Source organism: Mycobacterium sp. E2479, assembly GCF_001667925.1.
Taxonomy (GTDB): domain Bacteria; phylum Actinomycetota; class Actinomycetes; order Mycobacteriales; family Mycobacteriaceae; genus Mycobacterium.
In genome coordinates, this window is the sequence record NZ_LZJR01000084.1 from 106474 (window position 1) to 129272 (window position 22799).

General features: G+C 65.5%; 24 protein-coding genes and 1 pseudogene. 13 read left to right on the forward strand and 12 right to left on the reverse strand.

From position 1 onward, the window contains the following. Positions 1-4: 4 nt before the first annotated feature. Positions 5-2713: an adenylate/guanylate cyclase domain-containing protein gene (locus A5686_RS12065; RefSeq protein WP_231986358.1), complete on the reverse strand. Its 2709-nt coding sequence runs from the start codon at positions 2711-2713 to the stop codon at positions 5-7. Between the two features lie 164 nt (positions 2714-2877). Between A5686_RS12065 and A5686_RS12070 the strand changes: the two genes are divergently transcribed. Both A5686_RS12070 and A5686_RS12075 read left to right on the forward strand, forming a co-directional pair. Then, positions 2878-3342, forward strand: a complete 465-nt coding sequence (locus A5686_RS12070) for a hypothetical protein (protein WP_067934336.1) — start codon at positions 2878-2880, stop codon at positions 3340-3342. Positions 3343-3454: 112 nt separating this feature from the next. Beyond that, positions 3455-4585 carry a nitronate monooxygenase gene (locus tag A5686_RS12075; protein ID WP_067934337.1) on the forward strand — a complete coding sequence of 377 codons (1131 nt, stop codon included), beginning with the start codon at positions 3455-3457 and terminating at the stop codon, positions 4583-4585. Positions 4586-4598: 13 nt separating this feature from the next. On the opposite strand, the gene A5686_RS12080 is transcribed toward A5686_RS12075, so the two are convergent. From A5686_RS12080 to A5686_RS12090, 3 genes are all read right to left on the reverse strand, one after another. Beyond that, a complete protein-coding gene (locus A5686_RS12080) occupies positions 4599-4820 on the reverse strand; it encodes a hypothetical protein (protein WP_067934339.1) in 222 nt (73 codons plus the stop codon). 77 nt (positions 4821-4897) lie between these two features. After that, a complete protein-coding gene (locus A5686_RS12085) occupies positions 4898-5188 on the reverse strand; it encodes a hypothetical protein (protein WP_156750046.1) in 291 nt (96 codons plus the stop codon). An 11-nt stretch (positions 5189-5199) separates the two neighbouring features. Further along, positions 5200-5598 carry a hypothetical protein gene (locus A5686_RS12090; RefSeq protein ID WP_067934341.1) on the reverse strand — a complete coding sequence of 133 codons (399 nt, stop codon included), beginning with the start codon at positions 5596-5598 and terminating at the stop codon, positions 5200-5202. Positions 5599-5846: 248 nt separating this feature from the next. Between A5686_RS12090 and A5686_RS12095 the strand changes: the two genes are divergently transcribed. Genes A5686_RS12095 through A5686_RS12105 form a run of 3 tightly spaced genes read left to right on the forward strand, consistent with a single transcriptional unit; the run spans position 5847 to position 8744 of the window. Then, positions 5847-7145, forward strand: a complete 1299-nt coding sequence (locus A5686_RS12095) for a cytochrome P450 (RefSeq protein WP_067934343.1) — start codon at positions 5847-5849, stop codon at positions 7143-7145. 12 nt (positions 7146-7157) lie between these two features. Beyond that, positions 7158-8171, forward strand: coding sequence for an alcohol dehydrogenase (locus A5686_RS12100; protein WP_067934345.1), 1014 nt, complete (start codon positions 7158-7160; stop codon positions 8169-8171). A 12-nt stretch (positions 8172-8183) separates the two neighbouring features. After that, positions 8184-8744 (forward strand): YceI family protein, encoded by a 561-nt coding sequence (locus A5686_RS12105; protein ID WP_067934346.1) that lies wholly within the window; start codon positions 8184-8186, stop codon positions 8742-8744. A gap of 28 nt (positions 8745-8772) precedes the next feature. On the opposite strand, the gene A5686_RS12110 is transcribed toward A5686_RS12105, so the two are convergent. Beyond that, positions 8773-9921 (reverse strand): hypothetical protein, encoded by a 1149-nt coding sequence (locus A5686_RS12110; protein WP_067934348.1) that lies wholly within the window; start codon positions 9919-9921, stop codon positions 8773-8775. Positions 9922-10649: 728 nt separating this feature from the next. Between A5686_RS12110 and ag85B the strand changes: the two genes are divergently transcribed. The 8 genes from ag85B (at position 10650) to A5686_RS12150 (ending at position 16651) form a co-directional block, all read left to right on the forward strand. Continuing rightward, positions 10650-11642, forward strand: coding sequence for a diacylglycerol acyltransferase/mycolyltransferase Ag85B (gene ag85B / locus A5686_RS12115; RefSeq protein ID WP_067934350.1), 993 nt, complete (start codon positions 10650-10652; stop codon positions 11640-11642). 206 nt (positions 11643-11848) lie between these two features. Continuing rightward, complete coding sequence (locus A5686_RS12120; RefSeq protein ID WP_231986362.1) at positions 11849-12391, forward strand: chorismate mutase; 543 nt, start codon at positions 11849-11851, stop codon at positions 12389-12391. Positions 12392-12499: 108 nt separating this feature from the next. Beyond that, positions 12500-12937 (forward strand): resuscitation-promoting factor RpfC, encoded by a 438-nt coding sequence (gene rpfC / locus A5686_RS12125; RefSeq protein WP_067934352.1) that lies wholly within the window; start codon positions 12500-12502, stop codon positions 12935-12937. A gap of 35 nt (positions 12938-12972) precedes the next feature. Continuing rightward, on the forward strand, positions 12973-13446 hold the full coding sequence (locus tag A5686_RS12130; RefSeq protein WP_197520558.1) for an SRPBCC family protein: 474 nt from the start codon (positions 12973-12975) through the stop codon (positions 13444-13446). 5 nt (positions 13447-13451) lie between these two features. Next, the gene (locus tag A5686_RS12135; protein ID WP_067934355.1) at positions 13452-14300 is read left to right on the forward strand and encodes an SDR family oxidoreductase; all 849 of its coding nucleotides are present in this window, start codon (positions 13452-13454) and stop codon (positions 14298-14300) included. After that, on the forward strand, positions 14300-14722 hold the full coding sequence (locus A5686_RS12140) for a lipoprotein LpqH (RefSeq protein WP_067934357.1): 423 nt from the start codon (positions 14300-14302) through the stop codon (positions 14720-14722). Before A5686_RS12135 ends, A5686_RS12140 begins: the two co-directional genes overlap by 1 nt. Before the next feature lie 54 nt (positions 14723-14776). Further along, the gene (locus A5686_RS12145; protein ID WP_067934359.1) at positions 14777-16099 is read left to right on the forward strand and encodes a cytochrome P450; all 1323 of its coding nucleotides are present in this window, start codon (positions 14777-14779) and stop codon (positions 16097-16099) included. A gap of 108 nt (positions 16100-16207) precedes the next feature. Then, a complete protein-coding gene (locus A5686_RS12150) occupies positions 16208-16651 on the forward strand; it encodes a limonene-1,2-epoxide hydrolase family protein (RefSeq protein ID WP_067934361.1) in 444 nt (147 codons plus the stop codon). A 63-nt stretch (positions 16652-16714) separates the two neighbouring features. Here A5686_RS12150 and A5686_RS12155 read toward each other — a convergent pair whose 3' ends face one another. From A5686_RS12155 to A5686_RS12185, 7 genes and pseudogenes are all read right to left on the reverse strand, one after another. After that, a complete protein-coding gene (locus A5686_RS12155) occupies positions 16715-17149 on the reverse strand; it encodes an SRPBCC family protein (RefSeq protein ID WP_067934363.1) in 435 nt (144 codons plus the stop codon). After that, entirely contained in the window at positions 17149-17982 is an 834-nt protein-coding gene (locus A5686_RS12160; protein WP_067934364.1) for a lysophospholipid acyltransferase family protein, read from the reverse strand. Before A5686_RS12160 ends, A5686_RS12155 begins: the two co-directional genes overlap by 1 nt. Positions 17983-18013: 31 nt before the next feature. Beyond that, positions 18014-19123, reverse strand: a complete 1110-nt coding sequence (locus tag A5686_RS12165; RefSeq protein ID WP_067934366.1) for an amidohydrolase family protein — start codon at positions 19121-19123, stop codon at positions 18014-18016. 11 nt (positions 19124-19134) lie between these two features. Then, on the reverse strand, positions 19135-20487 hold the full coding sequence (locus A5686_RS12170; RefSeq protein WP_067934399.1) for a glutamine synthetase family protein: 1353 nt from the start codon (positions 20485-20487) through the stop codon (positions 19135-19137). A gap of 60 nt (positions 20488-20547) precedes the next feature. Continuing rightward, positions 20548-21432, reverse strand: coding sequence for a TIGR03854 family LLM class F420-dependent oxidoreductase (locus tag A5686_RS12175; protein ID WP_067934401.1), 885 nt, complete (start codon positions 21430-21432; stop codon positions 20548-20550). A gap of 80 nt (positions 21433-21512) precedes the next feature. Then, entirely contained in the window at positions 21513-22007 is a 495-nt protein-coding gene (locus A5686_RS12180; RefSeq protein WP_067934403.1) for a carboxymuconolactone decarboxylase family protein, read from the reverse strand. 67 nt (positions 22008-22074) lie between these two features. Beyond that, positions 22075-22799 (reverse strand): annotated as a pseudogene (locus A5686_RS12185) (MFS transporter); the annotation flags it as partial.

A 22799-nucleotide genomic window follows, 5' to 3' on the forward strand; every position in this document is an offset into this window, starting at 1 on the left:
AGCTCTAACCTCGATCGCCGGCGTTCCCCACGGAACCCCCGTATTGTTCGAGCTCTGCTCGGGCCTGGTCGATTTGGTCGTAGGCGTATGTCGCCACGGCGGCGGTGGTCATGTTCTTCCCGAAACGCGCGAAGGATTCGTAGGTCTTCTCGCCTAGCACCTCGCGTAAGTGTGCGACGGTCGTGTCGAAGTCCGGGTAAGCCGTCGCCGAAAGTGGGCTGGCGGCGAACCCGGCGATGGTGGCCGCAGGTTCGTAGCGCCCGAGCCGATCGAGGAACACGGCCAAGGCGGTCAGCGGCTGCCCGAGAAGCCCGGTGCTGCCCGAGTCGTGGTGATGGCGGATCGCCAGGATCCAGTAGTCCAACGCGGCGATGGGGTCGCCGTGCTGGGCCTCGATGTAGGCGAGATTCTGGGCCGCGTTCGACTCGTTGAAGCTGTTGCCGCTCTCACGAGCGATCGCTAACGCCCGGCGCATAACGTCTAGCGCGCGGTGGGGATCGCTGTTGCGGAACGCGAACCCGTCGGCGGTGAGAGCGAACGACAGTGCGTACGGATTGCGGGTTGCTTCGGCGGCCTCGACGAGGCCCTTTGCGCAGGCCATCGCCTCGTCGACGGACCCGCCAGTCGCGAGTGCGAACACGAGGCTCGACCAGGTGATGGTGTGCGTGTCCCGCCCCCGTTCGAGGTAGGCGGCGCGACACCATTGCACCCATCGCTCAGTCTGGCCAACGGTCATGTATCCGCTCCCCATCCAGCCCTCCGCACCGAACGGCACTTCTCCGGCGTCGGAGCCGACGATTGTCCAGGCGGCGTCGCTGTAGCGGAGGGATTCTTCGACGCGCCCCGGCATCCAGCACAGCGATGCCATTACGCAGAGGGCCGCGAGCCGGGGGTGGTCCAGGGCGCAGGCGGGCTCGAAGAGTTCTTCCGCCCACGCGATGGGTTCGTAGTTTTCGATGATAAAGCCGAGGAAGGTCGCGTACGTGGCGATGGTGGCGGCCGCATCCAGGTCGCCGTGGTCGGTGGCCCAGCGGAATGCGGTGCGCAGGTTGGGCAGTTCGACGGTGAACCAGTCGTACGCGTCGCGCTGCCGGGGGCTGTCCCAGAGGGCGAAGACGTCGGCCTCGCGCCCGGCAAAGTAGCGCTTGTGTGCCTCGCTCGTTTCGGTGGCCGCTCCGCGGGCGACGAGTTGCTCCTCGGCGAATTGGCGGATCGTTTCCAGCATCGAAAACCGGGTTCGTCCGGACGACCGGTCGGCCACGAGCAAGGATTTGCGCACGAGGGCGTCGAGCAGATCCAAGACGACATAATCGTCGATATCTTCGAATCCGGCTACCGCACAGGCACTTTGGAGATCGAACCCGCCGGCGAACACCGAACACCTTTCCAACAAGGTCTTTTCAACGTCGTCGAGGTGGTCGTAGGACCATGCCACCGCGTGGCGCAGCGTCTGGTGGCGTGCCAGCCCGCGCCCGGACCCGACCAGCAGCCGGAACCGCTGGCCGAGACGGTCGCGCACCTCGCCCGGGGTCATTGACGCCATCCGCGAGGCCGCCAGCTCGATGGCCAACGGAATGCCGTCGAGTCGCCGACAAATATCCACGACGGCCGCCGCATCGTCGGCCCGAGACAATGAGAATCGTTGCGCCACATTGCGTGCGCGTTCGACGAACAACGTCACCCCGGCGGAGTCGGCCCCCGCGTCGACGTCCAGCGGCGGCACCGCCCACAACTGCTCGTCGGTGACTCCCAGTCCCTCGCGGCTGGTGGACAGGACAGCGACGCTCGTTGACTGTGCCAAGATCGCCTCGATCAAATCGGCGGCGGCGTCGCGTAGGTGCTCGCAGTTGTCGAACACCAGCAGCCGCACCCTGCCCTCCTGTGCGGCTGCGACACTGTCTGCCACGCTCTTGCCAGGCTGTTGGGTGATGCCCAGTACCGCCGCGACGGCGTCGGGCACCGACGTCGGATCCGCCACCGAGGCCAATTCGAAAACCCAGACCCCATCCGGGAATTCATCACCCAGACGCGAAGCGACCTCCAATGCCAGGCGGGTTTTACCCACACCGCCCACACCGGTCAATGTCACCAGCCGGTGTTCGCGGAGCGCCCATGCCACATCGTCGACCTCGGATTCGCGCCCGATGAGGCTGGTGACCGCGGGACGGAGGTTCCCCGGCGTCACGTCGAGTGCCCTCAGTGGTGGAAAGTCGACCCGCAACCCCGGCGCTCGCACCTGGAATACCCCGATCGGAGTGGGCAGATCCCGTAGCCGGCGCGGCCCCAGATCGATGAGTTTTACCCCGGTGAGCAGGCTCGCCGTCGACTCGATCAGCAGGATCTGACCCCCATGACCGGCGGCCATCACCCGTGCCGCGCGGTTGAGCGCGGTGCCGAAGTAATCGCCGTGACGCAGTTCGGCTTCGCCGGTCGCCAGGCCCATCCGCACCGGCAGCTCGAGGGCCCGCTGGGCGGCCACGGCGGCGTCCACCGCCGCTCTCGGTGATGCGAACGCCGCGCACACACCGTCCCCGGTGTGCTTGAACAAGAAGCCGCCGTGCGCCTCGATCGCCGTACGGACTGCCTCGTCGTGTGCCACCAGCGCCGCCCGCATCGCGTCGGCGTCGGCCTCCCACCGACGCGTCGAACCCTCCACGTCGGTGAACAAAAACGTCACCACCCCCTCAGGGGCGGCAGCCGCAGCGGCGGACACCTTTGCAGAATCTCACAACAGACGCGCGCCTACCTCGCACATCGGCGGAACTCGGCCGCGAACGGTCAGGGGCTCCGTGCTCTTGCGCTGTCGAGAACAATGGGTCCAAGTGGCGACTGCGCGGTGCCGCGGTGCCCGGGATGGATCAGAGGTGGGTGAGAGCCATGGCCTCGTTGCTCATGGCCTGCGGCGGGTTCCTGTTCGCCGTCTTATGGATGGACTTGATTTTCGATGTCCAAGTTCTGCCCTACCGGAAGGTCACGACCGAACTGCCCGAGGACGTGCTCGCTTCCATCGCGGCCTACTACCACCGCGCGACCACGACGTCTCGGCCAATGAGCCGTTTGATCGCGCTCGTCATGCTCACGTTGTTGGTAACGCTGGTGGTGCAGGCAGCGCGCGGGCACGACCCGGGCTGGCTACTGGTGACCTCGGCCCCGCTCGCCGGCATCCCGACCATGTTGGCTTTGACGCATACAGTTCCCGATGCCGTACGACTTGGACATCGCGCCGACAGTCCCTCCGAGCAGACGCGCCTGGCTCGATCGGTCTGCCGAGACCATCTGCTGTGCGCCGCCTGCATGCTCGTGTTCCTCATCCTGTGGGTGGCGAACAGCATCGCCGCCTGACGGCAGTGACGGGTCGTAGTGATAAGGCGCAGGTCAGGACCCGCTGGCCACGTCAGTGCGCCACGTACTAAACTAGAACACGTTCCAATTCGGCGAGCTCCCAGGAGTTGTAATGCACACCCCTATCTGCGACGAACTCGGGATCGAGTTCCCGATTTTCGCCTTCACCCACTGCCGCGACGTCGTCGTAGCGGTCAGCAAGGCCGGGGGGTTCGGCGTGCTCGGAGCGGTCGGTTTCACGCCCGAGCAGCTGGAGATCGAACTCAACTGGATTGACGAGAACATCGGCGACCACCCATACGGCGTCGACATCGTGATTCCGAACAAATACGAAGGCATGGACTCCCACCTGTCCGCGGAGGAGCTGGCCGAGACGCTGCGCAAGATGGTGCCGCAGGAGCACCTCGACTTCGGAAAGAAGATCCTCGCCGACCATGGTGTACCGGTCGAGGACAGCGACAGCGACAGCCTTCAGCTCCTCGGTTGGACCGAGGCGACGGCGACGCCCCAGGTCGAGGTTGCCCTCAAGCACCCGAAAGTGAAGATGATCGCCAATGCGCTCGGCACCCCGCCGGCCGACATGATCAAGCACATTCACGAGGCCGGGCTCAAGGTGGCGGCGCTGTGCGGTTCACCTTCGCAGGCTCGCAAACATGCCGACGCGGGCGTGGACATCATCATCGCCCAGGGCGGCGAGGCCGGCGGGCACTGCGGCGAGGTCGGCTCGATCGTGCTATGGCCTCAGGTCGTCAAGGAGGTCGCCCCGGTTCCGGTGTTGGCCGCCGGCGGCATCGGCAGCGGTCAGCAGATCGCGGCCGCGCTGGCTCTCGGTGCGCAAGGCGCCTGGACCGGTTCGCAGTGGCTGATGGTCGAGGAATCCTCCAACACCCCCGTGCAGCAGCAGGCGTACGTCAAGGCCGGGAGCCGCGACACCGTCCGGAGCCGCTCGTTCACGGGCAAGCCGGCCCGGATGCTGCGCAACGATTGGACCGAGGCATGGGAGCAGCCGGACAACCCGAAGCCACTCGGTATGCCGTTGCAGTACATGGTTTCCGGCATGGCGGTGCGCGCCACCAACCGGTACCCGAACGAATCCGTCGACGTCGCGTTCAACCCGGTCGGTCAGGTGGTGGGGCAATTCACCAAGGTGGAGAAGACGTCGACCGTCATCGAGAGGTGGGTGCAGGAGTACCTGGAAGCCACCAATCGGCTCGACGAGCTCAACGAGGCCGCCTCCGTTTAGCGAGGCCTCGCGCCTAGACGTCGTCGACTTCGTCGTGGCCGGTGAACACTTCCTTTGTCCGGTCCAGCGCGTAGGCGCCGATGTCGATGGAATTGCGGACGATGCCGCTGGCACCGCCGGCGACGTCGCCGCGAATGATGTCGCCGGCGTGTTCGACGATGTCGGAGGCTTTCTCGACGGCGTTGGTCGCGATGTCCCTCGCCGCGTCGACTGCATCTTTGGGATTGAAGGCCATCTCGAGTCTCCTTTATCGCAGGACGGTTGCTACGACTCTAGACGGGGTCCGGCGCCACTTCTCGCCGGCGTTGCGCGTTAGTAGTGCACCAATGTGCGCCAGTAGTCTTCGGGAATCTCGGCTCCGGAACGCATTATTCGGGCCAGCCCGATGGCCATCGCGATGCCCAGCAGTCCTAGCCACAGCCCGGCGAGTGCGATGACACCCCACAGCGCCGCGGTGACGGCGGGCCAGGGCGAGAGAACGGCGAGCACCGGTGCGAAGAAAAATCCGGTGCCGATGTACCACGCCGACCCGGCGCGATCTGAGGCCAGCACGAAACGCAGCCAACGCGGCACGACCGGTTCGACGGGCTGACTGCGGTTCACGGCTTACCCGATCATCCTTCGGGCGGGAAGAATCCTGCCCCGGTGAACCATCCGGGCTGCCACCCCTGCGCCCCGAGGCACAACATGGGAAGTCCGTCGGGTGTTTGCGCCGCAGCCTGCGAGCCCGGGCATTTCGCACCGGTCTGCTGGACTCCGTACAGCGGGTACGAAATCACCCAGTATCCGGTGGTAGCCGCAGGGAACTGATTCGGGGGCGGGAAGTGACAGGCCTCGGCCTGGCCGCTGGGCCCGCGCCCGAAGATGAAGCGCTCATAGTTGTCGCACGGTGCGCCCAGCGTGGCTTGATAGTTCATGCCCGGTACGTCGCCGTCGTAGCCGGCGGCCGCGCACGGTGCCAAGCCGATCGTGATGCCCGCAATCGAAGCGGCGCTGAGCAGTTCCCGAATCATGTTCTACCCCGCAAGTTTGTCGCCGGTGACCTGCACCAAAGCATATCGGTAGGACCGCAGGCCACAAGACCGTTTCGGCTTGCGGTCGCGATGGCAGGCGTAAGCCCATCGCTTGGCGACTAACCGCGGGTGAAGAACACGTTCCAATTCGCACCCGTCGATCTTGTGTCAACGCTTCCCAACCAAGGTGCGGCAGTGGTTTCCTTGCACAAGGACGACTAGACCACTTCGTCATCGAGGAGCGGGCCATGCCAACCGTCGAGCCATCTGCCAAGCCGGTCCCCGATCTGCCGCCCGGCTTCGATTTCACCGACCCGGACATCCACGCTGAACGGCTGCCGGTGGAAGAACTGGCCGAGCTGCGCCGGACCGCACCGATCTGGTGGAACGAACAGCCGAACGGCGTGGGCGGGTTCGACGACGGCGGCTTCTGGGTGGTGTCCAAGCACAAGGACGTCAAAGAGGTCTCGCTGCGCAGCGACGTATTCTCCAGCCTGCAGAAGACCGCTTTGCCGCGTTACAAAGACGGCACGGTCGGCGAGCAGATCGAACGCGGCAAGTTCGTCCTGCTCAACATGGATGCGCCGCAACACACCCGGCTGCGCAAGATCATTTCTCGCGCCTTCACCCCTCGGGCGATCGAGCGCCTGCACGCGGACCTCGCGGAGCGCGCCCGCAACATCGTCGCGCAAGCCGCGGCGGAGGGTCGCGGTGATTTCGTCGAGCAGGTCTCGTGCGAACTGCCATTGCAGGCCATCGCCGGGCTGATGGGCGTGCCGCAGGAAGATCGCAAGAAACTCTTCCACTGGTCCAACGAGATGGTCGGCGACCAGGATCCCGAGTTCGCCAACAACGACGCCATCACCGCGTCCGTCGAACTCATCATGTACGGCATGCAGATGGCCGCGGATCGGGCGAAGAATCCGACGGAAGACCTCGTCACCAAGCTGGTCCAGGCGGACATCGACGGCCACAAGCTCTCCGACGACGAGTTCGGTTTCTTCGTCATCCTGTTGGCCGTGGCCGGCAACGAGACCACGCGCAACTCGATCACGCAGGGCATGATGGCCTTCACCGACTTCCCCGATCAATGGGAGCTCTACAAGCGCGAGCGTCCGGTTACGACGGCCGACGAGATCGTCCGGTGGGCCACCCCGGTCACCTCGTTCCAGCGGACCGCGCTGGAGGACTACGAGCTCTCCGGCGTTCAGATAAAAAAGGGCCAGCGAGTCGTAATGGTCTACCGCTCAGCCAATTTCGATGAGGAAGTGTTCGACGATCCGTTCACCTTCAACATCCTGCGTGATCCCAACCCCCACGTGGGGTTTGGCGGCACCGGCGCGCACTACTGCATCGGGGCCAACCTGGCGCGGATGACCATAGACCTGATGTTCAATGCGATCGCCGATGCCATGCCCGATCTCGAGTCGGTCGGCAAGCCCGAACGGCTCCGATCGGGCTGGCTCAACGGAATCAAGCACTGGCAGGTCGACTACCACACCAACGGCGCCGACCAATGCCCTGTCGCGCATCAGGCCCAGGGGTGACAAGCTAGGGACATGCCCACTCATCGAGCCGTCCATGTCCCGTCCGCAGGTGCAGCTTTGGAGCTGGTCGACACCGAAACCAAACCACCGGGCCGCGACGAGGTACGCCTGACGGTTGCCGCGTGCGGCATCTGCGGAACCGACGCGCGCTTCGTCAACGGCGGGTTTCCCGGGATGACGTGGCCGCTGACTCCCGGACACGAGATCGCCGGCAGAATCGCCGAAGTCGGCGACGGCGTACAGGGTTTCGGAGTCGGCGACCGCGTCGCGGTCGGCTGGTTCGGCGGATGCTGCTACCACTGCGCGCAATGCCGCAAAGGCCAGTTCATTCACTGCGAGAAGGGCAAGGTGCCGAGTTGGCAGTATCCCGGCGGCTACGCGGAATCGGCGACGGTGCCGGTGAGCGCGCTGGCCCGAATCCCGGACGAGCTCTCCGACGCGGAAGCCGCCCCGATGGGGTGTGCTGGCGTGACGACATATAACGCCTTGAGACACACCAAGGCACTGCCCGGCGATCGCGTGGCGATTTTCGGTGTCGGCGGACTGGGCCACCTCGGCGTGCAGTTCGCGCGGGCCATGGGCTTCGAGACGATCGCGATCAACCGCGGTACCGGCAAGGCCGAGGATGCCCGGAAATTGGGCGCCCATCACTACATCGACTCCAGCGCCAACGACCCCGCCGAGGCGCTGAAGGATCTTGGCGGTGCGACGGTTGTCCTGGCCACCGCGGGCAATTCGAAAGCCATGGCGGCCACGGTCGGCGGCATTGCCCCCCAAGGTGAATTGGTCACGATCGGGGTCACGCCCGAGCCGCTGCCGATCAGCCCGGTGCAACTGATCACGCCGGGCGTCAGTATCGTCGGCCATCCCTCCGGCACGGCGAAGGAAGTCGAAGACACGATGCAGTTCGCTGTCCTGACCGGCGTGCGGGCGTGGGTCGAGGAACTGCCGCTGGCGCAGGCCGCAGAGGGCTACGCGGCGCTGGAAGAGGGTCGGGCGCACTACCGCACCGTTTTGACCATGTGACACAGTCGGTGCGTGACTTCCGAGAAAGAGTCCGTGTGGACCATCGGCCCGGCCGACGGTGAGTTGTTGCTGCACACCGGTGTTGCCGGCAGGGCGGCGCGGATGGGCCATCGTCTCACCATCGCGATGACACGCTGGCGCGCGACCGTAAACTGGGCCGACTGTCGGCCCGTCCGCGCGGAACTCGCGGTCGAGACCGATTCGTTCGAAGTGCTGCGCGGTGACGGCGGCGTCAAGGGGCTGTCCGCGGCCGAGAAGGCACTGGTGCGGTCCAACGCCCTGAAGTCGTTGTCTGCCAATCGATTTCGGCAGATTCGCTATGCTGCAGACACCATCGAGGAGACCAACGACGGGTACCGATTGACCGGCGCGCTCCAAATCCGCGGACATTCCCGCGGCCACGTAATCGACGTTCACACACAAGACATCGAGGACTCGTGGCGCATGTCGGTAGAATCCACCATCCGTCAATCCGACTACGGCATCAAGCCCTACTCACTGCTGATGGGTTCGGTCCAGGTCGCAGACGAGGTGTCGCTGACTTTCTCGGCGGTTCGCGCCCACAGCGATTGAGCGTCACTGCCCGGGCATCGTCAGACAATCACGGCTGCGGGTCGGTCGTGGCACGCGGGGCGGAATCAAGGGCCAGATCGCCTGTGTCACCGGGGATGTGCTCCAGTACCCTGGTCAGGTAGGGTTGCCGGCTGCTGGCATCCGACGGCTGTCCGTCGCCGGCCTCCGGTAGTTCCTCCGAAGCGCTCGGCTCCGAAACAGGTTCGCCGACAGGTGGTTTGGTCTGCGGAACCACCGGCTTGGGCTGTGGGGCCGCCGGAAGCGGGGCGACGGCCGTGGCCGCCTCGGCGACTTGAGGCGTGGGCGGGTGCGTACCGTGCTTCGACGTGGCGCCCGCGCTGGCCGGGCCAACGTGGATCCCGATCGCTAGTGAGACCGAGCCGACGAAGGTGATGGCGCCGGCCGCCAGCGCGCTCACGGCCCCGGCGTAGGGCAACTGTCGCTTGTGGGGGGGTGCTGGAACCGGTTCGCCGACGTGCTCCACCAGCTGCTCGTCGGTGAACTCGGTGCTGCGGGCCGCGGACAGCGCCGCGCCGCGCGCGATGGTCACTTGGGCCATCGATTGCACGAAAACCGGTACCGGCAATGTACTTTCGAGTTGCCAGGAAAGTCCGTCGATGTCGTCGTCTTCGCCTACCACCACAACGCCACCCGGCTGCCATCCATTGCGCTCGAACATGCCGACCAGCCAGCGGGTCAGACCGTCGAAACCGCCGCGCACGCGCTTGGTCGCAATCTGGGCTTCCTCGTCGCACGTGTCGACCATGACGACGGTCGCCCAGTCATGGTCGAGAATGCAGACCGCCGTCTGCTCATAGCCGATGACGGGGCCGATGGCCTGAGCCAACGTCTCGATGGCCTGCAGAAACCGGATCGGAACGACGTTATCGAATCCCGCGTCGGTCAACGCCTCCAATACCAGGGCCGCCTGGGCGGATGCTTCGTCGTTCCACGTCATTCCGATGACACGCACACGGTGCTCGCTTGCCGCCGCCGCCGTGTCGACCCGCAGTAGCTCTTCCACGACCTGTTCGGCGCTGGCCGCACCGCGCGTGCCGGGACCTGCGCGTAGCGACAGCTCCCGGTGGTCCAGGATGGTGCCGTCTGCGCCATGTCCTTCAGCGAGGACCCAGCCAACAGTGGATGGCGTTATTGACAGGCCAAGAACCGTGTCCAAATCTATGCCCCAATCGGCCCCGCGCCTCCGACGCCCTCAGCCACACCGACGCGCACCATGAGGCCGCAGGTGCGGTGATTCGTGAGGGCCGGAACAGACCCGGGATAGCGTGGTCTTCATCGGCTTGCTCCGGGAGAGCCTACGCCGTCGGTGAAAGTCCGGCCGCCCCGGTCGGGCATCGCCGGGGAATCGCCAGATGAACACGGTGGCGCCGATGACCCGGACGAGGCGGCGGGTCCGTCACCGCCGCCCGTCCAGCGGGTGCCGCAGCCGATGCCACGGGGCCACCGATTTGGGCGGTGGTCCTTCGGCCACGGATGCCACGCCACCTTTATCGGCCGGGAAATAATTGCCGGTGTCGCGGTGCGCCGATGGCGTTCAACGGGTCAAACATGCGACGCCTAGTTGGTATGGGGGCGATACCCGCCGCAATCCGCGTCCAAGCCGGTTCTGGGTGGTTTTCGATAAATGGCGTATCGCATGGGTCCTTGGTGCCTCACGTACCAAGAGTCGGTGCTGCCTGGTCTTTTGCGGCCGGCGGGTTGGGTCCTCCGCGGAGCGGGTACACCGGGCCCGTCGTCGCCCGGCTGTGTCGGGTGGCGAACTTATGAAGTGAAAAAGTGATGCCGAAACGAGACGCGTTCGCGTCCTAATCGACATTTGACAGAGTCTCACGGTAAATTCCTGTGAGACCACGATCACACTGACCACATCGACAAGGGGCAGGTATGAGAGATCTCAGCGAGAAGATCCGGGCCTGGAGGCGCCGGCTTTTGGTCGGCACAGCGGCGGCGGCCACGCTGCCGGGCCTGATCGGTCTTGCCGGCGGTGCGCCGACAGCGAATGCATTTTCGCGGCCGGGTCTGCCCGTCGAATACCTGCAGGTGCCGTCCGCGGGCATGGGCCGCGACATCAAGGTCCAGTTCCAAAGCGGCGGCAACGGTTCTCCCGCGGTCTATCTGCTGGACGGTCTGCGGGCCCAAGACGACTACAACGGCTGGGACATCAACACACCAGCGTTCGAGTGGTACTACAAGTCGGGCCTGTCGATCGTCATGCCGGTCGGCGGCCAGTCCAGCTTCTACGCCGACTGGTACGGTCCGGCGTGCGGCAAGGCCGGTTGCTCGACCTACAAGTGGGAGACCTTCCTGACCAGCGAACTGCCCGGGTATCTGGCCTCCAACAAGAGCGTCAAGTCCAACGGCAGCGCCGCGGTCGGTATCTCGATGTCCGGCTCCTCAGCGCTGATCTTGGCCGTGAACCACCCGGGACAGTTCATCTACGCCGGCTCGCTGTCGGCCCTGATGGACCCCTCCCAGGGGATGGGGCCCTCCCTGATCGGTCTCGCCATGGGCGATGCCGGTGGTTACAAGCCCGACGCCATGTGGGGGCCGTCGAGCGACCCGGCGTGGCAGCGCAACGACCCGACCCTTCAGGTGGGGGCGCTGGCCGCTAACAACACCCGCCTCTGGATCTACTGCGGTAACGGGACGCCGTCTGAGTTGGGTGGGGCGAACATGCCCGCCGAGTTCCTGGAGAACTTCGTGCGCAGCAGCAACCTGAAGTTCCGGGATGCCTACAACGCGGCCGGTGGCCACAACGCCGTGTTCAACTTCGACGCCAACGGGACTCACAGCTGGGAGTACTGGGGAGCCCAGCTCAACGCCATGAAGCCCGACCTGCAGGGCGCCCTCGGCGCCACCCAGGGCGGCGGCGGATAAACCCTCGCCCGGCTCGTCCACTACTGCGCCAGACGCCTCCGTCGGGCGCAGTAGTGCGTTAAGGGGTGCCCGGTGGTTTCGTCGTTCGGCGACGAGTGATGCCGTGGCGGCATCTCGTCAGAGCGTCTCGGCCGACGCGGGGCCACGAACACGCCAGAATCGTCGTCATGCACCGCAGGGTCTGCTCGCCCCGTCTGCCGTTGGTCATGCGCTCCTGTGTCGTGGCCGCCAGCCTGGCGATGCTGGTTACGCCGGCTCGGGCCGACCCCACGAGTCCGTTAACCGCTCTGGTGGACGCCGCCGCGCAACGGCTGCAGGTTGCCGAGGCGGTCGCCGCCTATAAATGGAACAAGCATGGCGCCGTGGAGGACCCGGCCCGTGTCCAGCAGGAGTTGGCGAAGCTGGGCGCCGACGCCGTCGTCGAACGGGTCGACCGCGATTACGTCACCCGGGTCTTCGATGATCAGATCAGTGCCACCGAGGCCGTCGAGTACAGCCGGTTCGCGAATTGGAAGTTGCATCCGGCAAGCGCTCCGGCTGACTCACCGGAGTTGTCGGCGTCGCGATCAGCGATCGACACGCTCAACCAGACGATGCTGACCCAGATTTCGGCCGGCTGGGAGTTGCTGCACTCGCCGGACTGTGCCGCGCAGCTGGACGCCGCGAGGGACGGCGTCGGTCGGGCCCGTCAATTCGACGACCTCTACCGACAGGCCCTGTCATCGGCGACCCGGTCATATTGCCAGTGAGAGTTTAATTTTTCCTCACCAATTTCTAACGGTCCTATTCTGCCTGCCGAAAAGGCGATTTACGCAGATAGGCGGCATATCTCGCGCAATTTTCGAATAGGTAACGCTTTGGCCACACGTGCCGAAATCCTGGGCATGAGAAATCTCTGCAAACCTCTCGCTAAGGCCGTAATGGTCGGCGGGTTCGTTGCAGCATCGATGACTTCGTCCACGGGCGTGGCGAACGCGGCGACCACCCCCAACTGGGACGCGATCGCGCAATGCGAATCCGGGGGCAACTGGCACGCCAACACAGGCAACGGCGAATACGGTGGACTGCAATTCAAACCGGCCACCTGGGCCCGCTACGGTGGCGTCGGCAATCCCGCGGCCGCATCCAGGGAGCAGCAAATCGCTGTGGCCAACCGTGTTTTCGCCGAAGAGGGCGTGGAGCCCTGGCCAAAGTGCGGCGCCAACTCGGGCCTGCCGATCGGTTTGTACTCCCATCCGGCCCAGGGCATCAAACAGATCATCAACGGACTGATCCAGGCGGCCGTCCCGCACTGATGAAACGCGCCCGCGGTCTATGACCCAGCGCAAGGCTGTGTTTGGATCAGCGCATGGAAGGTTCGGCGACTGTTCACATGGCGGCGCCTGCGGCCAAAATTTGGGATCTCATCGCAGACGTCCGCAACACGGGGAAATTTTCCCCGGAAGTATTCGAAGCCGAGTGGGTGGGCGATTCGAGCGGCCCGGCCCTCGGTGCAAAATTCCGCGGTCACGTCAAGCGCAACGAAGTGGGGCCGGTGTACTGGACGACTTGCAAGGTCACCGCTTGTGAACCGGGGCGCGAATTCGGCTTTGCGGTGCTCCTCGGTGACCGGGAGGTCAACAACTGGCATTATCGCTTGGCGCCCAGCGGTGGCGGGACCGACGTCACCGAGTCCTTTCGGCTCAACCCCGCGCCATGGCTGGGCGTGTATTGGTTGTTCGGCGGCTTTCTGCGCAAGCGCCGCAACGTCCGCGACATGACCAAGACGCTCAACCGCATCAAAGACGTGGTCGAGGCGGGCTGACGCTGGTGAAATCGATCTTCATCACCGGCGCGGGCAGCGGCATGGGTCGCGAGGGAGCAAAGCTGTTCCACGGCAAGGGTTGGCGTGTTGGCGCGGTTGACCGCAACGATGCCGGCCTGACGACGCTGAGCGAAGAACTCGGTGGCGATCGACTGTGGACCCGGGCGGTCGACGTGACGGACAAGGCGGCCCTCGAGACCGCACTGGCGGATTTCTGTACCGGCAACAGCGATGGCGGACTCGACATGATGTGGAACAACGCCGGAATCGGCGAATCCGGTTGGTTCGAAGACGTGCCCTATGACGCCGCGATGCGCGTCGTCGACGTCAACTTCAAAGCAGTGCTGACCGGCGCATACGCCTCACTGCAGTACCTGAAGAAGACCCCCGGCAGTCTGATGTTCTCGACGTCGTCGTCCTCGGCGACCTATGGCATGCCCCGTCTGGCGGTCTATTCGTCCACCAAACACGCGGTCAAAGGTCTGACCGAGGCGCTCAGCGTGGAGTGGCAGCGACACGGGGTGCGCGTGGCCGACGTGCTCCCCGGACTGATCGACACCGCCATCCTCACGACGACGACCAACCACTCCGACGACGGCGGCGCGCCGATGACGGCTGAGCAACTGCATGCCAGCGCGCCCAAGAAGGGCATGTTCCGGTTGATGCCGGCAAACAGCGTGGCCGAGACGGCGTGGCATGCTTACCACAATCAAAAGCGGTTGCATTGGTATGTACCGAAGAGCATTCGCTTGATTGACTTGTTCAAGGGTCTGAGTCCGGAATTCGTGCGACGCGGCATCGTCAAGTCTCTACCGGCGCTAGTTCCGAAGCGGCAGCAAGGAGTTCTCGGCTGATGCACAATCGCTGGCTCACAGCCGCGTTGGTCATGGCGACTGCCGTCGTCAGTGCCGCGGGGTGCAGTTCGTCGCAGACGACGCCTCGTCGAGCGGCCCGTCTGACAATCGACGGCGCGACCCATACCACGCGTCCCCCGGCATGCCGCCAAGACCAGATGTATCGGACCATCGACATCCCCGACCACGATGGCGGGGTCGAAGCGGTGGTGCTGCTCAGCGGTTACCGGGCGATGCCGCAGTGGGTGAAGATTCGCAATGTCGACGGCTTCACCGGCAGCTTCTGGCAAGGGGGCGTGGGAGACGCCCACGTTGATCTCGCCAACGACGCGTACACCATCGCGGGCAGCGCGTATGGCATCAACAGCAGCAACCCCAACAAAGTGGTGACCACGGACTTCAAAATCGTCGCGCAGTGCTGACTCTCGAGGTGATCGCGGCCTAGGCTCGAACCACACCTGAGCGAGGGAGGACCAGTGAAGGAACGATTGCACTGGTTCGCGATGCATGGTTTCATCCGGGGCGCCGCATCGCTCGGGGCTCGACGGGGCGACGTCCAGGCCAGATTGATCGCCGATCCGGCGGTGGCCGCCGACCCGGTGCGGTACTACGACGAAGTGCGTGCCCGCGGCAAGCTGGTGAAGGGCCGCGTCGCCTACCTGACGGCCGATCACGCACTGGCCCATGAGCTGCTGCGGTCCGATGACTTCCGGGTGCTGATCTTCGGATCGAACCTGCCGGCGCCGTTGCGGTGGCTCGAGCGCCGCACCCGCGACGAGCTCCTACATCCACTGCGTGCGCCGTCGCTGCTGGCGGTCGAGCCGCCCGACCACACTCGTTACCGCAAATCCGTGTCGGCGGTGTTCACCCCGAGAGCCGTTGCCGCGCTGCAAGATCGCGTAGAGCAGACTGCTGCCGAGCTGTTGGATCGACTGGCCGGCGAATCGGGTGTGGTGGACATCGTCGGGCGGTACTGCTCGCAGCTTCCGGTCTCGATCATCAGCGAGATCCTCGGCGTGCCCGAGTCGGAGCGACCGCGCGTGCTGGAATTCGGCGAACTGGCCGCGCCGAGCCTTGACATCGGATTGCCTTGGCGGCAGTACCGCACCGTGCAGGAGGGGATCGCCGGTTTCAGCTCCTGGCTCGACGGACATATGCGCCAATTGCGGCTTTCCCCCAGCGACAACTTGATGAGCCAGCTGATCCAGACCGCCGAAAGTGGCTCTGCGGAAACATATCTCAACGACAACGAGTTACAAGCGATCGCCGGACTGGTATTGGCCGCGGGTTTCGAGACCACAGTGAATCTGCTCGGCAACGGGATTCGCATGCTTTTGGACGCGCCCCAGCACCTGGACGCCTTGCGACAGCGTCCCGAGCTGTGGCCCAACGCCGTCGAAGAGATTCTGCGGCTGGAATCGCCGGTGCAGCTGACCGCGAGGATCGCGCTGAACGACGTCGAGATCGCCGGTCGGCAATTACAGCGTGGCGATCTGGTGCTGGTATACCTGGCCGCCGCCAACCGCGACCCTGCGGTGTTTCCCGACCCGCATCGCTTCGATATCGAAAGACACAACGCCGGAAGACATCTCGCCTTCTCCGGTGGCCGGCACTTCTGCCTGGGTGCGGCCCTTGCCCGTGCCGAAGGCGAAGTCGGATTACGGACTTTTTTCGACCGCTTCCCCGAGGTGCGCGCCGCGGGGGCCGGATGCAGGCGCGAAACGCGCGTGTTGCGGGGATGGGTGTCGTTGCCGGTGAACCTGGGGCCGGCCCGTTCGATGGCCGCGGTGGACGGCTGAAGCCTCGCGCGGCGTGAATCTGGGCCCCGTCATGGGCCCAGGCGCGCGGAACCTGGTTGACAGCCGGGCTGCGACAGAGTTTTATTTGCCGCTATGACAGAGGTGTCTATGATCGCGGTCGAGGAGGTCGTACGCGGGCTGTGGCAGGCCCTTTCGCGACGGGATTGGGAGGCGATCAAGACCTTCCTGTCCGACGACTGCCTCTACGTCGACATGCCCGTCCCCGCTTTGGCGGCCCGCGGCCCAGACGACATCGTCAAACGCCTAAAGGTGGGGCTCGAGCAGTTGGCCGGCTACGAGAACCACACCGGCGTGCTGGTGTCCAACGGCTCCGACGTGCTCTACGAGCACTCCGAGACATGGACGTTCGCCACGGGCGAGCAGGGCGTACTCCGATTCGTGACGGTCCACAAAGTCCTCGACGGCAAAATCACTGTCTGGAAAGACTATTGGGACTTCAACAGCCTGGTGGCCTTCGCTCCCCCGAACCACTTCGAGGCTTTGGCAACTGGGGATACCAGCTGGGTGTTCGACGCCTCAGCGCTGGTCTGACGAAGCCCTTTTCAGGAGACGCGGACCTTCGGTCGCCCGCGGCGGTGAAAGGCAACTCTGTGGCTAGGACTCGGCCAACCGCTTGAGGGACTTCAGGGTTTCGGACAGCGTGCGCCCGACTTGGCGCACTGCGATGCGGTCGGCGATGTAGCCGAGCAACCCCCCTGGCGCCTGGTAAGACAGCCGGAACGTCACCTTCGTTTTGCCCTCGGTGGCATCACGAAGCCTGATCCTGCCGCGCAGCGTCACCCCGGTGATACCCACCCAGGCGATATCGCGGCCGTCGTCGAATTCGACTACCTCGATCAGCCCGCCCACCGGCACCGAGCCGATCTTCCAGTGCACGGTGTAGCGGGCGCCGATACCGGCGGGGATCTCGTTCGACGACTCCCACCGCTCGAGGTTCGCCATGAACGACGGGTAGCAATCCGGGTTGCTGACGATTTTCCAGACCGCGTCGCGGTCGGCGTTGATGACGCAGCGGCGTTCGACGCGCATCAGCCGATCACCGGGAATCGACGTTCGGCAGCCAGGCGGTCCACCCCGCCCTGGAGGCTGGCCATCACCTTGTCGTGCACGGCCTGGTCATCGCCGTCGACCTCGATCGGCTCCTGCACTTCGATGACGATCTTCGTCGGCAGCGGAATATGCCCCGCCAGGTCGCTGATATTGAGGCCCCACGGCAGCGCCAGCGAAATCGGGATGCTCTTGAGCCGTAGCAACTTGTCCGCCATCAGCAGCTTGGCCAGCCACTGGCCCCGGTTGAGGAACAGCGCGCTTTCCTGGCCGCCCACACTGGCGACGGGGACGATCGGCACGCCGGTTTCGCGGGCCAGCTTTACGTAGCCCATGCGCCCGTCGAAGTCGACCTTGTGGCGTTCCCACGAGGGCCGGAACACCTCGTAGTCGCCACCGGGATAGACCAGCAGGGCCGCCCCGGATTCCAGTGCGAGGCGGGCGTTTTCGGGGTTGGCGGCGACGGTCCCGAACTTGCGGAGCGAGCCGAGCGGCGGTGCGGAGACGACGAGGTCGTGCGCCAACTGGTAGAAGGGCCGCTCGACGCCGAAGTAGGAGCAAAACGCGAGTGTGAAGACGAACGTGTCCGGAGGCACGTTGCCGCCGCTGTGGTTGCCGACCAGCAGCACCGGGCCCTCGGGCGGAATCCGGTCCAGGCCCCGCACGTCGGCCCTGAAGTACAGCGACGCCAGCAGCCAGGTACCCGGAAGCTGGTCGCGGATGTAATCCGGATCCCGCTGGTCGAGGTCGGCTTTGGGCACCCACGACACGACCTTGTCGCGGGCCCAACCTAAGACGTCCCTCGCGGTCGCCATAACCGCAGGTATACCCCCGCGCCACCGGGGGTCAAACGCGGTAGATGCGCTTGGCGTTGTCCCGGGCGATGAGATCGACGACCCGGATGGCGTCGGCCTCGCTCCAATCACCGCGATCCACAAATTCCTGTAGCACGCGATCAATACCCCTGCGCCACAAGACTGCACCGAGAAAGTGCAGTTCCGGGGGGCCGAATCCGTCCGACGAGTAGAGAATCTTGGAAAACGGTGCCATCTCCAGCAGTCGCGCGAGGAAGGCCGGCGCCCGCGCCCCCAGATGGTTCACGCTCAAGCCGCCGTCGAGATACACGTTGTTGAACGCCTGCGCCAGGTAGCCTGCCTCGCGCTCGTAGGGATAGCAGTGCAGCAGCACAATCGGTACTTCCGCCGTCTGTCGCAGAAAGTCAATCAGGAGAAGCGGATTGGCCTTGAGCAGATCGCAATCGCGGTCACCGAATCCGACGTGGAATTGCAGCGGCTTGCCCAATCGCAGCGCCTGGTATAGGCCGAACCGCAGCAAAATCCGATCTTGCAGCCGGGTGGCGCCGCGCTCGCGCCACCTGTTGGCTGCCTCGGTGACCTCCGTCTTCGACGGCTCACTCAGATCTCCGTCGAATCCCCCGCGGTAGGCCAGTATCGATTTGGTGGCGACGGCGCTGCCCGCGCGCCGACGCAAGACCTCCTCGAAGGCCGTCGCATAATCACCCGGCCCTTGTGCCGCCTGCTCGGCCACCTCCTCGAGACGAACGATCTCGTGCGCGTGGTTCCCGGACAGCCCAGCCACCTCGGTCACCCCGGCGACTCCACCGCCGCCGATGCCGGTGTCCACCAGCCAGTCACTCACGCCGGCGACCGGCAAGAACAGTCGGGCCAGTTCGTCTTCGTCGCATTGGCTTCGACGCTCCCAATAAGACTGTGGATCACAGTGTTTGGGCAGACCCAGGACGGGGGCGCAATGGGCTCGTACGGCGAACCCCAGTTGTGAGTCGAAACCCGGGTACCGGATGGGCTCGGTGTCGCCCTCGTTGAGCGCATTCTCGAATCGCTGCCGGTCTGCGGGCGCCAGCCAGCAGCCGTGGACATGCTGATCGATCAGCGCCACGTCACCGATGTGTTGGGCCAGCGCGTTGTCGGAGATCATTGTCGACGCCGTCACAGACTCCAGGCCATGCGGAACTTGTCCGCCAGCTGCTCGGGAGCCAGCTTCCCGTAGCGCTGCTGCTCGAGGCGGCGAACCGCCACCACCATGTCGACCACCGGATCGCCCAGGATGCGGCGCATTGCCTCCGAACGGTCAAGTGCCGCGATCGCTTCGGTCTGCGAATCGGGCAGGCGCACGACACCGTCGCGCTCACGGTCGGAATCGGACAGCACGGCCGGGTCGATGGTGATCTCGGGCGGCAGTGTCGACTGGCACTTGATCCCGTCCAGGGCCAGGCCGAGGATGGCCGCCGACGCCAGGTACGGGTTCGCGGATGGGTCGACGATTTTCACCTCGACATTGCCGCCACGCGGGCTTCCCGGTCCGCCGCTGACGAATCGCACTGCGGCCTCGCGGTTTTCGGTGCCCCAGCACGCGTAGGCGCCGGCCCAGTTGCCGGGCCGCATCCGCAAGCCGGAGACGATCGATCCGCTCAACACGCCCTGGGCCTCCGGCAAGCCGCGGACAACTCCCGCTATCGCGCTCTGCCCCATCGTCGTCATCCCCCGGGATTCGGGGCCGTCGGAGAACAACGGGACCTCGGCCTTTGTCAGTGAAAAGTGTTGATGTGCACCGGATCCGACGCCGTCGGCGAAGGGTGCAGGTGACAGGCTGATGCGCAGCCCGTGGCGGCGGGCCGCGCGGCCGATAATGAGCCGCATCAGTATCAATTGATCGGCCGCGGCAACCGGGGGCTGCGGCGACAGCGAAATCTCGAACTGGTTGGCGCCGTACTCCGGGTGGAACTGTTCGATCGAAATGCCGGCTCCTGTCGCCGATCCGATCACGTCTCGCATGAACGCCTCGTGCTCCAGCACGCCCGCCAGGCCGTACTGCGCCCACAAGGTCGACGGCAGCGGGTCGCCGTCCGGGCCGACCAACAGGAATTCGATTTCGTGCCCGATCGCGGCCTCGATGCCGGATTCGGTGAGCGCGGACTCGATCCGCCGCAATGTGCCCCGGCTACACGTGGGAACCGGCGTTCCGTCCTGCTCGAAAAAAGCAGCGGGCGCCCAAGCCAGGCCGTCACCGACGATGCGCAACGCGGACAGGTCGATGCGAAGGCGTTGGTCGCCCACCACGCCCACCTCTGCGGTGAAGGCGATGCCGGTCTGATCGATGGCGAACGCGTGCCATGAAGGGCTGGCCCCCAGGCCGGGATCGGCGAACGTGTTCGTTCGCCGGATCGGAACCGTCTTGGCCAAGGTCAGCCCGGCGGGATTCACCACGGTGCCGATCACCGTGTCTACGCCCTCGGCCTCCAGCTGGGCGATGGCCGCTGCGGCAAGCGGTGTGCCGGTCATGGCAGCCATTCTCCCAACCTCGAACCGCTCCGGTGCGGCGAACGGCGTCACCCGTGCCGGTCAGTTCTGCCGGCCGACGAGTTCGGCGACGAACCGATCGAGGAAGTCATCCACCGGCGCTTCACCTACCGGCCGGATGACGAACTTCGTCAATCCCGCCTCGATGTAGGCGTCGAGTTGCCGGTGCAGCTGATCCCACCCGGCGGCGATCAGCTCGGCGGGGTCACGGTCGGGGCGGCGCCGTCGTACCGCCGCGGCCGTTTCCGCGGGCAATTCCTTGTCGTCGACGACGGCTAATGAGATGCCGTAGTGGTCGGGCTCGATGCTGCGACCGGCTTGCGCAGCCGCCCGTTCGATCGCTTCACGCCCGGCCCGCGCCTCGGCCGGGGTGAGGAAGCTGCCCAGCCAGCCGTCGCCCAACGCGCCGATGCGTCGAAACGCCGCCGGCGCCGAACCGCCGACCCAGATGTCGAGCGGCGGTGTCGGTCTCGGGGCGACGGCCACATCGGTGACGCGGAAATACCGGCCGGTGAACGTCGCCGACTCCTCGACCAGCGTCGCGCGCAGCAACTGCAAAGACTCGTCGAACACCGCCGCGCGTTCGCCGTCGGGCACTACGAAGAGCTCGCGTTCGGCCGGTATCGCCGAGCGCAGACCGAAGACGGGGAGCACCCGTTTCGGCGCGACGGCGGCCAGCGACGCCAACTGCTTTGCCACCAGCACTGGATGCCGCCCTGGCAACACGGCGACCGATGTGCCCACCTTCAACCGCATCGTGCGCGCGAGTGCGTACGCCATGCCGACGACCGGATCGACGGCCGGGGAATACACCAGCTCGGAGAACCACAGCGAGTCGACCCCGCCGGCCTCGAGGTGATCGACGATGGCGGCCAGCTGATCCGGGGCGGTGTCCGCACCGAGTCCGACGCCGAACCGAATCTTCACGGCTTCATCCTCCATGCCCGTCGTTGCGTACGTATCGCAACACGGCGGTGGCGCCGTTTGTGCCCGCGAACGTCTGCTGACTATGCGCGGCCGGGCAAGGTCAGCATGCAGGCCTGGCCGATGTCCAGTGTCCGCAGCATCCGCCCCATGCCCAGCCACAGGGCACAAGACAGCGCCAGATCGGCGAGCAGCTCCTCGGAGAAGTGCTCGCGGCACCGGCTCCAGAAGTCCTCGTCGTAGCGCAGCTTGGTGTGCTCGGTGGCGAAGCGGTGCGCGAATTCCGCGGCCAAGCGCTCCTGTTCGCTGTAACCCGGCCAAGTGCGCCATTCCGTTGCGTGGTAGTACAACTGCTCGTCGACGCCGGCGGCGGGCCCGTCGGCGTCGCGGGTGTTGAGGCAAACGGTGCATTCGTTGTGGTGGGCGATCACCGCGCGCGCTAGTTCGCGCGTCCGGATCGGCAGTCGGTTCTTGGTGTAGACCGCCTGGCTGAACTTGGCGATCGCGCCACCGAGATCAGGCGACTTCGTGGCCCAGCTGTAGACGTCGTCGTCTGCAAATGTTCCGATTCGGCTCATGGCGTGATGGTACGCCCGCGGCATAACCCTGAGTGGGGAATGCCGGCGAACGGGGCATCGCCACCGGTTAGCGAGCGGCCGACGGGATCGCCATGGTCGGTTGCTCGTCGTCCCAATCACGTTGCGCCAGAACTCGATGCGCGACGCGATCCAGCGCCGCTTGCACCGTGCGGCGATCCGGGCGACCGTCGAAATCCGGTGACCGGGCGAGCTTGTCGACGAGCCAGGCCAATAACAGTGAGTGCACGTAGGCGACTTGTTGTCCCCCTGCCTGGGTCAGCCACATCTGCTCGCCGTCTCGCTGGGCGTAGCCCGTGGAGACCAGGCGCGCGAACGTCGGCTCCAAAACCTCGAATGGGATGCGCAAGTAGTCGGCCATGTCGGTCAACCGAGCCGTCCCATACATTCGCGCATACCGGTTGATGCGCAGCACCCCCCACAACCCGGCCACGTCGAGCCGGCAATCGGGCCGCATCGCAATGCTGCGGAGTCGCATGCCGGGAACGCCGCGCAACACACGCTCGATTGCGTTCTCCAGCATCTGGTCGGGTGTCTGGGTGTTGGGCATGCCGAAGGCGTCGCCGAGATCGATTGCGCTGTCGTGCATTTCCCGGAGTGGAACCTCCCGCAGGAACAATGCCAGCACGAACCCAACCAGCGCGACCGGAACCGCCCATCCGAACACGTGCGTGAGCGACTCGGCGTAGGCGCCGACGATCGGGCCGGCGATGGCGGCCAGTCGCGCCCCGGCCGCGGCCGCCGCGTCACCGGACGCGTTGCACCGCCTGCCCC

Bases quoted from the DNA above. Each gene is read 5' to 3' on its own strand.
- A5686_RS12170 (WP_067934399.1), bottom strand. From the start codon at position 20,487: ATGACCGGCACACCGCTTGCCGCAGCGGCCATCGCCCAGCTGGAGGCC.
- A5686_RS12100 (WP_067934345.1), top strand. From the start codon at position 7,158: ATGCCCACTCATCGAGCCGTCCATGTCCCGTCCGCAGGTGCAGCTTTG.
- A5686_RS12160 (WP_067934364.1), bottom strand. From the start codon at position 17,982: ATGGCGACCGCGAGGGACGTCTTAGGTTGGGCCCGCGACAAGGTCGTG.
- A5686_RS12120 (WP_231986362.1), top strand. From the start codon at position 11,849: ATGCGCTCCTGTGTCGTGGCCGCCAGCCTGGCGATGCTGGTTACGCCG.
- A5686_RS12155 (WP_067934363.1), bottom strand. From the start codon at position 17,149: ATGCGCGTCGAACGCCGCTGCGTCATCAACGCCGACCGCGACGCGGTC.
- A5686_RS12070 (WP_067934336.1), top strand. From the start codon at position 2,878: ATGGCCTCGTTGCTCATGGCCTGCGGCGGGTTCCTGTTCGCCGTCTTA.
- A5686_RS12080 (WP_067934339.1), bottom strand. From the start codon at position 4,820: ATGGCCTTCAATCCCAAAGATGCAGTCGACGCGGCGAGGGACATCGCG.
- A5686_RS12090 (WP_067934341.1), bottom strand. From the start codon at position 5,598: ATGATTCGGGAACTGCTCAGCGCCGCTTCGATTGCGGGCATCACGATC.
- ag85B (WP_067934350.1), top strand. From the start codon at position 10,650: ATGAGAGATCTCAGCGAGAAGATCCGGGCCTGGAGGCGCCGGCTTTTG.
- A5686_RS12180 (WP_067934403.1), bottom strand. From the start codon at position 22,007: ATGAGCCGAATCGGAACATTTGCAGACGACGACGTCTACAGCTGGGCC.
- A5686_RS12165 (WP_067934366.1), bottom strand. From the start codon at position 19,123: ATGATCTCCGACAACGCGCTGGCCCAACACATCGGTGACGTGGCGCTG.
- A5686_RS12140 (WP_067934357.1), top strand. From the start codon at position 14,300: ATGCACAATCGCTGGCTCACAGCCGCGTTGGTCATGGCGACTGCCGTC.
- A5686_RS12075 (WP_067934337.1), top strand. From the start codon at position 3,455: ATGCACACCCCTATCTGCGACGAACTCGGGATCGAGTTCCCGATTTTC.
- A5686_RS12150 (WP_067934361.1), top strand. From the start codon at position 16,208: ATGATCGCGGTCGAGGAGGTCGTACGCGGGCTGTGGCAGGCCCTTTCG.
- A5686_RS12095 (WP_067934343.1), top strand. From the start codon at position 5,847: ATGCCAACCGTCGAGCCATCTGCCAAGCCGGTCCCCGATCTGCCGCCC.